The sequence below is a fragment of the Echinicola arenosa genome (genome assembly GCF_014841125.1).
Lineage (GTDB): Bacteria > Bacteroidota > Bacteroidia > Cytophagales > Cyclobacteriaceae > Echinicola > Echinicola arenosa.
In genome coordinates, this window is record NZ_JACYTQ010000001.1 from 1,215,379 (window position 1) to 1,231,111 (window position 15,733).

The 15,733-nt window shown below is 40.1% G+C and carries 8 protein-coding genes; 4 read left to right on the top strand and 4 right to left on the bottom strand.

The features are described 5' to 3' along the window. Positions 1–3: 3 nt before the first annotated feature. From uxuA to IFO69_RS04565, 3 genes are all read right to left on the bottom strand, one after another. Positions 4–1,179, bottom strand: a complete 1,176-nt coding sequence (gene uxuA, locus IFO69_RS04555; protein WP_192008740.1) for a mannonate dehydratase — start codon at positions 1,177–1,179, stop codon at positions 4–6. A 161-nt stretch (positions 1,180–1,340) separates the two neighbouring features. Continuing rightward, a complete protein-coding gene (locus IFO69_RS04560; RefSeq protein WP_192008742.1) occupies positions 1,341–3,284 on the bottom strand; it encodes a RagB/SusD family nutrient uptake outer membrane protein in 1,944 nt (647 codons plus the stop codon). A 7-nt stretch (positions 3,285–3,291) separates the two neighbouring features. Continuing rightward, positions 3,292–6,396, bottom strand: a complete 3,105-nt coding sequence (locus tag IFO69_RS04565; RefSeq protein ID WP_192008744.1) for a SusC/RagA family TonB-linked outer membrane protein — start codon at positions 6,394–6,396, stop codon at positions 3,292–3,294. A gap of 593 nt (positions 6,397–6,989) precedes the next feature. Here IFO69_RS04565 and IFO69_RS04570 point away from each other — a divergent pair. Genes IFO69_RS04570 through IFO69_RS04580 form a run of 3 tightly spaced genes read left to right on the top strand, consistent with a single transcriptional unit; the run spans position 6,990 to position 10,997 of the window. Continuing rightward, complete coding sequence (locus tag IFO69_RS04570; RefSeq protein ID WP_192008746.1) at positions 6,990–8,024, top strand: LacI family DNA-binding transcriptional regulator; 1,035 nt, start codon at positions 6,990–6,992, stop codon at positions 8,022–8,024. Positions 8,025–8,065: 41 nt separating this feature from the next. Beyond that, positions 8,066–10,228: an alpha-glucuronidase family glycosyl hydrolase gene (locus tag IFO69_RS04575; protein ID WP_192008748.1), complete on the top strand. Its 2,163-nt coding sequence runs from the start codon at positions 8,066–8,068 to the stop codon at positions 10,226–10,228. A 10-nt stretch (positions 10,229–10,238) separates the two neighbouring features. Next, positions 10,239–10,997, top strand: a complete 759-nt coding sequence (locus IFO69_RS04580) for an SDR family NAD(P)-dependent oxidoreductase (RefSeq protein ID WP_192008750.1) — start codon at positions 10,239–10,241, stop codon at positions 10,995–10,997. 66 nt (positions 10,998–11,063) lie between these two features. On the opposite strand, the gene IFO69_RS04585 is transcribed toward IFO69_RS04580, so the two are convergent. Continuing rightward, entirely contained in the window at positions 11,064–12,056 is a 993-nt protein-coding gene (locus tag IFO69_RS04585) for a M28 family metallopeptidase (protein WP_192008752.1), read from the bottom strand. A gap of 754 nt (positions 12,057–12,810) precedes the next feature. On the opposite strand from IFO69_RS04585, the gene IFO69_RS04590 reads away from it, so the two are divergent. Further along, positions 12,811–15,681: a ligand-binding sensor domain-containing protein gene (locus tag IFO69_RS04590; RefSeq protein WP_225443982.1), complete on the top strand. Its 2,871-nt coding sequence runs from the start codon at positions 12,811–12,813 to the stop codon at positions 15,679–15,681. The last annotated feature ends 52 nt before the right edge of the window (positions 15,682–15,733 follow it).

Below are 15,733 nucleotides of genomic sequence, written 5' to 3' on the forward strand. Positions count from 1 at the left end.
GTGCTAATATTCTTGAATCATTAAAGTTCTGGAAATCCCTAATTCCAAGCCCCTCAGCTCTGCAAGCCCCTTTAAACGTCCAATGGCAGAATATCCGGGATTGGTCACTTTATTAAGATCGTCTAGCATTTGGTGGCCATGATCAGGCCTGAATGGAATAGGCAATTCTCTCTTAGCATTCAACTCCACCAGCTTCCTCATAATGGCATACATATCCACATCCCCGTCCAAATGATCTGATTCATAAAAATTACCCAACCTATCTTTTTTTACGTTTCTGAGATGCGCAAAATATACGCGACCTCCCACAGCATCCAGAATTTTAGGCAGGTCATTATGACTTCCTGCTCCAAGCGAACCTGTACAAAAACAAAATCCATTAAACGGTTTATCAACCGCTCGAAGTATATACTCTAGGTCCTCCTTACTGGAAGCAATTCTTGGCAAGCCCAAAATAGCAAATGGAGGATCATCAGGGTGAATGGTCATTTGAATCCCTTCTTCCTCACATACTCCTGCTATACTGGATAAAAAATAGACCAAGTTTTCCTGTAGCCCTTGCTTCCCTATTCCTTTATAAATCTTTATACTTTCTTGTAGATTTCCCAAAGTAACTCCCCCCTCGGTCGGCACTCCCATTAAAATAACCTCGGTAAGCTCATCCAATTTTTCAGGGGCCATATTGGCATACCTTTCTTCTACTTGCTCTAGGATTTCTGTTTGGTAAAAAGCTGATGCACCAGACCTCTTTAAAACCTTTATATCAAAAACTGCCAAATCCACCCAGTCCAAATAAAGTGCTTTGGCGCCATTTTCAAGCGGCCAGGCCAATGCAGTTCTGGTCCAATCCAGAACGGGCATAAAATTATAACAGACAGTTTTTATTCCACAAGCTGAAAGATTCCTTAATGTTTTGCGGTAATTTTCCAGATAAAATTCACAATGCTCATTGCGTGTTTTGATGGCTTCATGAACAGGTACACTTTCCACCACAGACCACTTTAAACCCGCTTCTTCAATTTGCCGTTTTCGTTCCAAGATCAGCGCTCTTGGCCACTCATCGCCATGGGGAATTTGATGTAAGGCAGAAACCACTCCTGCTGCACCTGCCTGTTTGATATCTTTAAGACTTACCGGGTCGTTGGGCCCGTACCATCGCCAAGTTTGAATTAATCCCATACTTTACTTTTAACTATTAATATATTTAAATCTATCTTTTAAACATCCACTATCTAAGCACATAACCCAAGCTGTATAAAATCAGCTTGGGCCACGTACTGACCCACATGTACTAATGGGCCTTATCCTCATTTATTTATAACCAAAACTACACGAACCAATTAATATCCCGGATTTTGATAGTTACTCTTGTCTCCCTCCATTGAATCCATTTGACCTTGTGGAATGGGTCTTAAGTAATGATGTGGTTCAATGGTACGATTGATGGTTTGGGGAGTATGATCGCCATAACCAGAACCCGCGATCCTATAGGTACCGGCCAGATCTCCCCATTTCTGTGTACGGATCAAATCATACCAGCGGTATCCTTCTCCAAAATACTCTCTGGAGCGCTCCAGCAAAATATAATTGACATCAATCACATCAGGTGTGGCTGCTATCATCTCAGCACTATGATCTTCCACTTTCTCTTGATTGCCTTTATTATCCCATCGCCATTTCCCGGCCCGCTCACGAATGACATTGATCAAATCTCTTGCACTTTGCGGACCAGTTGCTCCTTTCACTGCGGCTTCAGCAGCCACAAAATACAGCTCTGAAAACTTGGCAATATTGAATGGACGGGTACTGCCGGCATTAGGTTGTCCAAGCCCATCACCATTATCTGTTCGATAGGGTCCCAACTTCCAAAGTCCAGGATATACGATCCTACTGATACCATTTGGAGGAATCACAAAGTCAGCCCTACCCGGCAATATTCCCGCACCAATATTTGCGCCTAAGCTGGACGGTGTAGGATAAGACACAGGTTGTCCAGGTTCCTCATTAAGGAACGTTAGGACAGGATCACCCGGTGCGATTTCCATTAAATTGGCATTATATACAGGTCCACCAATTGATGGTGATTTATCGATATTGGCACGATAGACTGTGGTGAAAGTACCATCAAAGCGGGAATCGTTCGACTTATCCGCAAAGGTATTGGTAACAGCCCCAATAGTCGGACACATCCTTGTCCATGGACGCCCCGTGGACTGAATGGCTGCACGTCTCACAGACTCGACATCATTTGTCCACTGCGAACTGGAAGAACTACTTCTTATTACGGTATAATTCCAAGTCATCATCCAGCCCGCAAAGTTATCCGGAGCACCACCACTTCCGTAAGTCAGGCTTCCACCATTGTAAAACTCACTGGTCTCTGTATGATCAGCATACAAAAGCATTTCATTATTACGGTCATTCTCGGCTACGTTTACATCATAGAATGTCTCTTGCAATGCAAAAGGTCCTGGATTTTCTATCCCTTCCAGTGCGATATCATATGCTTGCTGAAAATACCATTGTGCATCATGCCCATCCGGATCCACACGCTGTGCTTCAGGATAAGTAGGAATGTTATTAGGATTTTCTAGCCACCATGCATAGGTAAGGTAGGCTTTTGCCAAATAAAGACGCGCCAAGGTTTTAGTAGCAGTTCCGGTAAGACGTCCCACCTCTGGAAGGTCATTCACTGCCATAATCAGGTCTGGAAAAATAGCCTTGGTATAGACCTCTGGCACGGTGTTTCGAACAGAAGTCCTTGCAGGGTTGGTGTTGAACTCCAATTCTCCTGCTCCCAAATCTAAAGGCACACCTCCAAAGGTCTGTACTAAAAGAAAGTAATCGAATGCCCTGAAAAACCTGGCTTCAGCGATGAGGCCTGTAGAAACACCAGCCTCCAATCCAAACTTAATAATACCACTGGCTGTATTGATATTAGAAAAGGATGTTCCCCAAAGAACATCAGCACGGCTACTAGTGGCATCTATTACTCCTTGACCACTTAGATCCATTACCAAGAAGTTTTGATCGGCACTTTGTGCATAGGTCACTTCATCTGTACCTGTCTGGCAAGTATTATAATAATAAGCTTGGCCGTAAATATAGCGAAGGTGGGCATACATGGAGGTTAATCCTCCCAGGACTCCCTCTTCAGTCTCGAAAAACCCTGGCTCGAAACTACTTCGAGGTTGTTCTTCCAATATGTCAGCACATGAAGTAAGGAGCAATGTAATAACCGCAAACCTCATCCATGCATATATATGTTTTTGTATCTTTTTCATAGTTAATTCAGAATGTCAAGTTTACACCTACTATAAAATTGCGAGTGGATGGAGAGTTGGTACCTATGGTCAGCAAGCGATTGGGGTAAGTACCTGTTGTCGCTGCATTTTCATCACCATATGAGTTGGTCTCTGGATCCATTCCTGTCTCCTTATTGAAAGGAGAAAACAGTACAAATGGATTCTGGACAGCACCATAGATTCTCAATCTACTGATTCCTGCTTTACTCATCCAATTGCTTCCTTGATCAAAATTATAACCAAGTGTCATGGTTCTGATTTTCAAGTATGAAGCATCGAAATAGCCCAAGGTATTGCCATACTTAGGATTGTCACCGCTGGCCAATCCTCCAGGAGCAGGGTATCTTGCGTCCGTATTTTCAGGGGTCCAGTAATCTACTTTTACATTATTTCTTCGGCCACTGAGCATATTGAGGTATCCTGTAGACGAATGAAGGGTACTTATTAAAATTCCTCCACTCCTAAAAGCTCCCACCAAACTTAAATCAAAATTCCTATAGGCCACACGGGTATTGAAACCTCCCATGAAATCAGGCTGTAAATCCAGAATTTGACGATCATCCGGCCCTATCGCCCTTACCGGCGTACCATCATCCGCGTATTCTCCGGTGTAGGCTACCTTAATCATCCCGGGATTTCCTCCTGGCTCAAGAACATCCAAATAAGGATCGCTTTCCTGCCATAACCCTTGATATGTATAATCATAAATCACATTAATAGGATGTCCAACAAACCACCAGTTTCCTTCATCCCTTTCTTGGCCAGATGCCAATGAAACCAGCTTATTACGGTTGGCATACAAGTTAAAACCCGCTTCCCAAGTCCAATCATTGTTTTCTATGATCACTCCGTTCAGCGAAATCTCAACTCCCTTGTTCTGGGTTTCTCCAATATTGGCAGTATAACTGCTCACACCCGAAGTACCAGGTAGGTTTACCCCTAAAAGAATATCCTTGGTATTGGTGATATAATATTCCACAGTACCGGATAAACGGTGATTGAGCAAACGAAAGTCCACCCCAAAATTCAACGTTTCGGAATATTCCCACCCTAAATTAGGGTTGGGAAGAGAATTTACAAAGTATCCCGTGGCATAAGTATCATTGCCGAAATTATATGGACGAGTGCCTAATCCACCCAGTGTAGCATAGGGCGCAATTGCCTGATTGGATGTTTGCCCGTAACCTACACGTAACTTTAGCATATTTACTAAAGGTACATTATTCATAAAAGACTCATTTCCAATATTCCAACCCGCAGATACCGCTGGATAAGTATGCCATTTATGGCCTGAAGCCAAACGTGAAGATCCATCAGACCTCAAGGTGGCAGAGATCATATACCGATCATCATAAGAATACATCACCCGTCCCATATAGGATCTTAACCCCCATAGCTCATATTGTTGATCAGCGGGATTGATCTGGATTTCACCATCGGCATATCCCAAATTATAAAATTGAAACTGATCAGCTGGAATATCTCTGGCCCACATCCTAGAACGGTGGTATTTATTCTGCTCAGAGGAATATAATGCGGTTACATTGACACTGTGTTTTTCTGCAAAAATTTTGTCATAAGTCAACAAATTCTCCACAATCCAGTGGTAAGTATGGGTATTCCCTACTGCACCAGTAGAGGGTGTCTCGGGATTGGAACTATTGATTCCCCTCCCCGTATATTCACCTCGATTACTTTGGCGATAGTCTAGCCCAAGGTTTACCCGGTATCTTAACCCTTCAACCCCAGGTATCTTTAGCTCTGCATAAATGGCATTATAAGTTGCATATGCTCTGGTTTCATCCAGCCACTGACCATCAATATTGTTTAATACTTCACGCGTAGATACCCAACTCTCATCCAATGGCATATTAACCGTCCTTCTCAAAGTACCATCATCCTCGTAGGGAGAAGCAATGGGAGACATGCTCAAAGTATTATAAAGTCCCACCTGGGATCCCTGTGTAACATTATAGTTAGTGTTGGTGTTGAACCCTAACCTTAGGTATTGACCAATTTCCTGGTCCACTGACGCCCTTAACGAAAACCGGTCATATTCTTGGGTGGGCACCACTCCTTCGTCATGATAATATCCTAAGCCAAAACTATAGGAGCTTTTTTCACCTCCACCGGTCACACTCACATCATGGCTAGACATTACGCCAGTTCTATAAAGCAAGTCTTGCCAGTCAGTATCAACATCATTGGACTCATCCGCACCATTAGTGTAGATGCCGGCCGCTTCCCGCATCGCGACAAATTCAGGCCCATTCATCATGGGATATTTTGAAAACACAGTTTTCGGACCATAAAAACCACTGTAGCTTACTTTCGCCTCTTGGCCTTTTGCCCCCTTTTTGGTTCCTATCAAAATCACACCATTGGCACCACGGGAGCCATAAATAGCAGTAGCAGAAGCATCTTTCAATACATCTATACTTTCAATATCCTCTGGATTGATATCTCCTATGGATCCAGCAAAAGGAATCCCATTGAGTACAATAAGCGGGTCATTACTGGCTGTTAGCGAACGGTTACCTCGAATACGTATTTGCATACTCGCTCCCGGCTTGGAAGATGTCTGAGAAATATTCACACCGGGCAACCGGCCCTGCAAAGCCTGGGTCACGTTGGCAGATGCTACCTCCCGCATTTCATCACCACCAATCGATGCCACTGAACCTGTTACAGCTTCTTGGCGCAATGTACCATAACCCACAACTACCACTTCATCCAATGCGCCCATATCAGGCACCATGTTCACATCAATGGAAGTCTGATTTCCGACTTCTATTTCCTGAGGAGCATACCCTAAAAAAGAAAATACCAATGTGGCTCCCCTCTGTACGGAAATATTATATTCCCCGTCCAAACCGGTAACGACCCCATTGGCTGTCCCTTTCTCTTGTATTGCTGCTCCTGGTAACCCTACTCCATTCTCATCCAGTACCACGCCGGATACTGATACATTTTGAGCCATTGAAAGATGACCAACTAGCATAAACACTAATAAAATCATCCATTTTAATAACTCATTGCCAGCGGTCCTATCATTCTCTGACCGAACACACTTGGTAAAGGTTGAATCCATACTTTTTTTTGTTTTGGGTTTAACTAATTGCACATAAAAACTAAATACCTCCCCCTCTAACCGGAGGATCTTTCCTGAAAGGATTGATATTCTAAACCTCACAAAAAAAAACATAAATTACAACCGATTGCAGAAATTTTTTCATACCTATTTTCCTATAAAAAATAAAATATTATCTTGTTACAGATTATAAAACCAGCTAAATCGATTAAACTAATCAATATTTTGAAAATTTTAATTAAATAATATTTTTTAAGAAACGAAACATCATCATTTCCGCAATAAAGCTTCAAACTATTGCATAAATTAAGTTTTGAGCAAAATTAAAAGGTATATTAAACCATACAAGTAAAAATAAAGGCTCTAAACTAGTCGTATAATTATTTTTTAATATGAAATCGATTTCATAAATCAATAATATAAATTATATTCAACCAAATAATAAAAAACTATAAGCACCTGAGACATTAAACCCATTGATAAAAGAGCAACATAAAACCTATATTAAACGAAAATGTCGCTACAATTTATAGAAAACCGCAAGTGATTATAGTATTTTGCGACTTACGCATAATTAGAAAGGACCCTGGAAAATGAATAAGGAAATCACTATTTACGATATTGCCAAAGATTTAGGCGTTTCTCCCACTACGGTAAGTAGAGCCCTTAATGACCACCCTGCGGTAAATGTAAAAACAAAGCAAAAAATCTTTGATGCAGCCAAACAAATGGGCTACCGGTCAAATGTTTTTGCCTCCAACTTAAGGAGTAAAAAAACCAACAACATTGGTATAATCGTTCCAAGGCTAAACAGCTCCTTCCAGTCTTCAGTTTTGGCAGGAATGGAAAAGGTGGCCAATGATGCAGGATTTAACCTTATCATAAGCCAATCTCTTGAATCTTCAGAAAAAGAAAAAGCAAACGCCAGAACCATGTTCAATAGCCGAGTAGACGGCTTATTGGTTTCTTTGGCTAGTAACACAGAAAACGTAGAGCATTTCAATGCTTTCCTAGATAAAGGCACACCAGTATTGTTTTTCGACAGGGTAGCCAGCAATTCAGGGTGTACTGGGGTTGTAATCGACAACACTCAAGCCGCATACAATGCCACCAAACACTTGATCGAACAAGGATGCAAAAACATCATACACGTTTTGGGAAACACTAAGATCAATGTATATGCTGATAGACTCAAGGGATATAAGTATGCATTAATGGACCATGAAATTCCCTTTAATTCAAAAAACGTGATCTATTCAGACCTTAACGAGGAAGCAGGAGAGGATATTGCTAACAAAATAATAAACAAAAAAACTCTTCCAGATGGACTTTTTGTTTCAAACGATGCTTGTGCCGCAAGTTGTATCCAAACACTGAAGCAAGCAGGAATTAGAATACCCGAAGACATTGCCGTAGTAGGTTTTAATAACGACATAATCTCAAGGCTTATCGAACCTAACCTAACCACTACTCATTACCCAGGCTATGAAATGGGAGAGGTAGCAATGAAAAACCTCATCAATCACCTGGGAGACAACTCCAAAGGAGTATTACAAAATACAAATACTATTACATTAAGATCCGAACTGATTGTCAGATCCTCTTCATTGAGGCAAAAGACAACTTAAAGAAACACGTTCAATAACCCAAAATAAACATTTTAAATCTTATGAAAAGACCTTCAATCATTCTTTTCGTCCTAGCCTTGCTATGTCTGTACAGTACTAATGTTCTTGCCAAAGACGGATACAAGCTATGGCTACAATATGAAAAAATTGAAAATAAAGAACTGGCTGAATCTTACCTGAACAGCATCCATCAAATCACCATCCCAAACCATTCTGCAACGACCGATGTCATCAAAAATGAACTTTCCATCGCGCTCAAAGACATGCTCTCTACCTTCCCTGTATTCACTGAAGATGGTATTAAAAAAAATAATATTGTCATTGCCACGCCAGAATCCCTCCCTTGGCTCGATGAGTTTATTGGCCAAAATCAATTAGACGGCTTAGGACAAGAAGGCTTTATCATAAAGAGTATTCAATACAAAAATCAGCCAATTACATTAATCACCGGCAACGCTGATGCAGCTTTGCTTTATGGAACATTTGAATTTCTCAAATTACTACAAACTCACCAGAGCATCGTTGATTTAAACATTGTTTCTGTCCCTAAAACAAAAATCAGGATCCTGAACCACTGGGACAACCTGGACAGAACTGTGGAAAGAGGCTATGCTGGATCCTCCATCTGGAACTGGCACCTCCTTCCAGACCATATCAACCAACAGTACATTGATTATGCACGAGCCAATGCTTCCATCGGAATCAACGGCACTGTCCTGACGAATGTAAACGCCAATGCATTGGTACTCACAGCGGCCTACATCGAAAAAGCTGCTGCTTTAGCAAAAGTATTTGAACCATACGGCATCAAAGTTTACCTCACCGCTAGATTCAGTGCCCCTATGGAAATCGGCCAACTTAAAACATCAGACCCATTGGATGAAGAAGTCCAAAAATGGTGGAATGACAAGGCAACAGAAATCTATTCTTACATTCCAAATTTTGGAGGCTTTTTGGTTAAGGCAGACTCTGAAGGACAACCCGGTCCCCATAACTACGGACGAACACAAGCCGAAGGAGCCAATTTATTGGCCAAAGCCCTGAAGCCACACGGCGGTATTGTAATGTGGAGAGCATTTGTTTATAGTGAAAACACACCCGACGACAGGGCCAAACAAGCGTATAATGAATTCAAGCCTTTGGACGGGGAATTTGAAAGCAATGTATTGGTGCAAGTAAAAAATGGAGCCATAGATTTTCAACCAAGAGAACCTTTTCACCCTCTTTTTGGAGCGATGCCCAAAACCCCATTGATGATGGAGTTTCAAATCACCCAAGAATACCTTGGACAAGGCACTCACTTGGTCTACCTATCCAAACTATATGAAGAAGTATTAAACACGGACACTTATTGTAAAGGGCCAGGGTCTACTGTTGTGAAAATCATAGATGGCAGTTTAGAAAACCATCAATTAAGTGGCATGGCTGGAGTTTCCAATATTGGGTCAGATAGAAACTGGACCGGTAATCATTTTGGTCAAGCCAACTGGTATGCTTTTGGCAAGCTAGCATGGAATCCCTATGCCAGTTCAGAAAAAATCGCTGAAGATTGGATTGCAATGACTTTTAGCAATGACCCTAAATTCATAAGCACTACATTAGATATAATGTCCAAATCCCGCGAAGCTGCAGTCAACTACATGACACCACTTGGACTGCACCATATCATGGGATGGAACCATCATTATGGCCCAGCCCCATGGATCACTGACAAGCACCGAGATGACTGGACCTCTACTTATTATCATCAAGCAGGATCCGACGGAATTGGGTTTGACCGGACCTCCTCAGGAAGTGATGCCCTTAGCCAATACTCCCCTTATATCGAGAAACAATTTAGCAATCCCAAGACTTGTCCTGAAAAATACTTACTGTGGTTTCACCACCTCCCATGGGCATACCGTATGGAGTCGGGAAAAACACTATGGGAAGAACTTGCTCTTCATTATCAGGCAGGAGTTGACCAAACGACTACAGCTATTAAAAAATGGAGTACACTAGAAAAGTCAATTGACAATGAACGATACCAACATATATTATCCTTTATGAAAATTCAAGAGAAAGAAGCAAAATGGTGGAGAGATGCCTGTTTGCTATATTTCCAACAATTTTCAAAACTTCCCTTACCTGATGCTGTCGAAAAACCGAATAAGACGCTGGAGGATTTCAAAAATTACAAGCCGCATTTTGCACCCGGCATATAAGCACTAAGCAATGAACAATATATCAAATACAAACAAACAAATAGCCGTGGTCACGGGAGGAGCTTCAGGACTAGGCTTGGCCACTGCCTGCAAGCTTTCTAAAAATGGAATCACTACCATTATTATTGGCAGAAACAAGACCAAACTTTTGGAAGCCCAAGAGCAGATTGGTCAAAACTGTTTCCATTACCAGTTTGACCTCAACAAGCTGGAGCAAATACCAGCATTAGTACAGACAATTGTAAAAGAACACGGGAGTATTGACATTCTTGTAAACAATGCCGGGATCAACATGAAAAAACCTCTTATTGAAGTAACTGATGAAGAATTTCAAGAGATAATCACTACCAATGTAGTGGCTGTTTTTTCACTTAGCCGGGAAGTTGCCAAATTGATGACAGAACAAAAGTCTGGCTCTATTATCAACATTAGCTCCATGGCTTCCCAGTATGGCATCCCCAAGGTAATTGCTTACACCGCATCCAAATCTGCCATCGAAGGAATGACCAAGGCCATGGCAGTAGAATTATCTCCTTTGGGCATTAGGGTCAATTGTATTGCACCTGGCTTTATCGCTACAGACATGTCCGCCAAAGCACTCAACAATGACCCAGAACGTAAAAACAAGGTACTTTCCCGTACCCCAATGGGCAAGCTAGGGTCTCCAGAACACATAGCAGATGCGGTCTATTATTTTGCATCACAAAACTCGAGCTACGTTACAGGAACAATTCTCCCGGTTGACGGAGGTAATTCAATTGGTTTCTGATTATGCTAAATGAAAAAAGTCCCCTTCATCGAAATGAAGGGGACTTTTTTATATCTCATTCAATCTTTAGTCTTGATTGATAAATTCCATTTCGTAATCTTCTCCTGCGATTTTTATGATGGTCCTGTAAACATATTCAGCTACCTTCCTTTCTCCAGGGAAATTAATAAACTCGATGGTATCTTCTGGCCTGTGATATTGAGGATGACCTCCAGTATGCATTCCGATCACCGAAATTCCTGCTCTATAAAAAGACACATGATCAGAACCTCCCACTTCTCCAGCGTGGACAACTGGATTTAAACCTAACTCACTTCCTAATTTTCTCATCAACTCTACACCATCAGGAAAGGTCCCTGCCCCTCCCATATAAACTTGCCCCTCTTGATTCAGACGACCCACCATATCCATATTGATCATGAGCTTGATGTTTTCCTTTTTTACTGGCAGGTTATCTACAAAATACTTTGATCCTAGCAGACCTTGTTCCTCTGCACCAAAAGCTACCAGAATCACGCTCCTACGAAGCATAAACCGATTGCCCACAAGCTTTTCAGCAATCTCCAATAATGCTGAAGTACCACTAGCATTGTCATCTGCTCCAGGATGAATTTCTTTAACACCAGGTTTTTTAGAAGAAGGTCCACCTAATCCTAAGTGATCATAATGCGCACCCAACACCACGTATTCATCTTTTAGATAAGGGTCGTTTCCTTCTATGTAGCCAACCACATTCCAAGTTTTAACTGGATTTCTTGGGCTTTCACCATTTGCTACCCTAAGTTCAGCCTTAAACTCCTGAAGATATTCCCCATCAAAAGGTTTTACCCCGACTTCCTCAAAACTGTTTTCTATGTATTTGACGACACGCTTGTTTCCTCTTGAGCCTGGATACCTCCCATTATTTTTTGGCGATGTTAAAAAAGCAACATGCTCTTCAAGCTCCTCTTCTGTGATTCTCACTTCTCTTACTTGGGCAAGAACTGTCGTTGTCGTACAGCTCAAAAAAACAATACCCAGAACTGCCTTCTTAAAACCTTTATTCAATATCTCTAACATTTTAAACTAAATGGATTCAACCCAACTTTTGAAGGTAAAAACGTTGGCAAATGTAGAAAAGATATTTTTTTTAAACGGTTTCAATTGGAATTTTTTAACAAGTATTTCCTTCCAAATTGTTTAAAACCAAGAAAAAAAAGCAACTTTAACATTTACTTTCGAATATAAATTATCAGCCATAAAACCCACTTAAACGCTTTTCAATAACTATACCAATAATTTCTATTTTTAAATATCAGAATATTTCTTTTTTGTAACCATGCAAAAAAAGCACTTTGCAAAATAAAATATCAAAAAAACTACTTTTTCCACTTAGAGTTTCTAAAAAATGGTTCCCCATAATACCATTCAAGCATTAACCATTGAAAATCAGATAATTATAATTATAAAAAAAAATTGTCCATAAACCTGTATGTTCCGTGAAATAATAATTCACTCTTGATACTAACGGCAAAACAATTATAAGCACTAATTTGCTTCCAAAAAGCAAAACACAAATGTAATCAAAATTATAAAACTACCTTTTTCAAATAATTTTTAGTTGTAAGATTATCTCTTCTAAATGCTTTATTAATAAAGAAAGAAAACATTCACTTATTTCAACTCAAACAAAATTAGCTTTTTGAAAAATCCATTTGGTGTAAGTTTATTTTATTATAATTATGCAGAATTTTCCTGAAAGAAAATTACCTAAATGCCTATGCTTAAAATATTCCTTTTATCACTCTCTGTTCTCTGCGTCAATTTGTACTCAATGGGCCAACAACAATTGGCTTCCCCAAAGATCATTAACTACAACAACCTTGAATATAAAGCAGGGTTACAAAATTGGTCAACTACTCAGGATGAAAGAGGGATACTATATTTCGGAAACAATGAAGGCTTACTTACATTTAATGGTAGGTACTGGAACCTACACCAATTACCCAATCAAACCATCATCCGGTCTGTAAAACTAGATTCAGAAAACAAGATTTTTGTTGGTGGACAAGATGATATAGGCTATTTCGCTCCTCAGTCTAATGGAGAGTTAAAATTTAACTCTCTAAAACACTTAATCCCTGAAGAAGACAGAAACTTTGCTGATATCTGGAATATAGTGATCCATAATGACGAGGTATTTTTTATGGAATTCACCAAAATCCTTCATTATAAAGGCAATAGAATCAGGGTTTTCAAATCTGACACAGAATGGAAATTCCTGGAAAAATCAGGAGAAAGAATATATGCCCAAGAAGAGGGGCATGGGCTATTGATATTTGATGGAGAAGTCTGGAAGCCTGTAGTTGAAGATACTAATTTCACCCTTCCAGACTTAAATGGAGTAACTGAGTTGGGTGTAGACTCTACGCTTTTCTCCTCTACCGACCACGGACTTTACCTTCTACACAATAATGAATTCACAAGATACCAAACAGATTTTGATAATTTACTCACTAACCACCGCATCAATTGCATGGTGAGCATCAATGATCAATGGATCGGGTTAGGCACCAAATCAGCTGGGTTATTGATCATGAACAAGCAAGGTAAACTCCTTCAGCAATACGCTTATAATGAAGGTATGCAAACCAACAATATCAGAAGCATATTTATTGATCAAAACAAAGGACTCTGGGTAGGTTTGGATGATGGAATTGACTATATCGACATTAATGGAGCTATTAAGCAAATACATCCAGACCAAAACAAAAGGGTGACAGGATACGCGTCATCATTTTTCCATGACAAACTGTACATAGGCACTTCAGATGGGTTGTACCAGTTCAAATTCAATGAAAAAGAAGAAGATTTAAGTTTCAGTAAAGGCAAATTTTCTCCAGTGCGTTTTAGCACAGGACAAGTTTGGAACCTGCAGGAAGTGAATAATCATTTGCTAATGGCCCATGAAGAAGGGGCTTTCTTCATTGAAAACGGAACATCCTATCAAATATACCCTACACCCGGCACTTGGATTTTCCAACCTTCGTCAAACATCATGCCCAGCAACAAGGTATATATAGGCACTTACACAGGATTATCCGAAATTGATTTTAAAGACGGAGCATTTCTCCATCAAAAACACATGGAAGGCCTGTCTGAGTCCTTGAGATTTATGATAATGGACTATCAGCATCAAGTCATTTGGGGTTCACATCCCTATCGTGGAGTATTTAAAATAGACTTATCCGATAATCAATCAAGAATAGAAAAAACTACGATTTTCAGTGCAAAAGATGGTCTTCCATCAGACCTCTATAATTACCTGTTTAGGATCAAAAACAGAATTGTGGTCGCAACAGAAGATGGCATTTATGAATTCGATCAAGACACACACAAATTTAAAGCTTCTGATCTTGTAAATAGAGCATTGGAAGGAGTGAGCATCCAGCATTTACAAGAAGACAAACAAGGCAACATTTGGTATGTATCCAACAAGACCGTAAGTGTAATAGATTTCAGCAAACCCAATGAAAAACACCCTTTTTCCATCATTCACTTACCCGAGCTATCCGGAAAGGTAGTAGGTGGACATGAATCGATCACACCTCTAGATGCCAACAATATTTTCATTGGCGCTAACAAAGGGTTCTTTCATATTAACTACGAAAAATACCGAAACAACATTACCCGACCCGATATTTTGATAGGTAAGGTCAGTCTGTTTGGAAAAAAGGATAGTGTCGTATTCGGAGGGCACACTCAACTTAAAGGAAAACCTACAGAAAAAGCATCTCCAATTATTTTCAGCAGTACCCAAAACTCACTTCATTTCGAATACTCAAGCACGCTTTTTGGTCAATTCAGCAACCTAGAATACAGTTATCTTTTGGAAGGTTTCGACAAGCAGTGGTCCACATGGAACAACAAAAGTGAAAAAGACTATACTAATTTGCCCGCTGGCGATTATACTTTCAAAGTAAAATCCAGAAACAACCTTGGTAATGAATCTACTATCAGCACCTATAGTTTCACAGTTCTTCCTGCTTGGTACAATACTGTTTGGAGCTATTGCTGTTATCTTCTGATCCTTACAGGAAGTATCTATCTTATTTTAAAGAGGCAAAAGAAAAAACACCTCAAAGAACAAAAGCACCTAAAAAAATACCATCAGCTTGAAATTGACAGAAACGAAAAGGAAATCGTAAAACTAAGAAACGAAAAACTTCAAGCAGACATCAACCATAAAAATCAAGAATTAGCCTCCACAACCATGCATCTTGTTCAACGTGGAAAAGTCCTAACCAAAATTAAAGAAGAACTTTTGTACTTAGGGAAAAACCACAGTTTAGAAAGTGAATCTGCAGACTTTAAGCGGCTTTTGAAGTTAATCAATGAAGTAGAAAGAAGCGATAGTGACTGGGATCGCTTTTCTCTGCACTTTGACCATGTCCATTCTAACTTTCTGAGCATACTCAAAGAAAAATACCCTGACCTTACTCCAAATGAGCTTAAGCTTTGTGCATTTGTGAAAATGAATTTATCCTCCAAGGAAATCGCTCAATTATTGAGTATTTCTTTAAAAGCAGTTGAGGTGGGACGTTACAGACTGAGAAAAAAATTACAAATTACCCCAGAGACAAATCTCTTTGATTTCTTGATCCAATCCACAGCTGACCATGATCACAACGATTCATCCAACTAATCAACAAGAAAGCTAAGCAAAAATTCCGTAATGCATATGTAGTATCCATGTA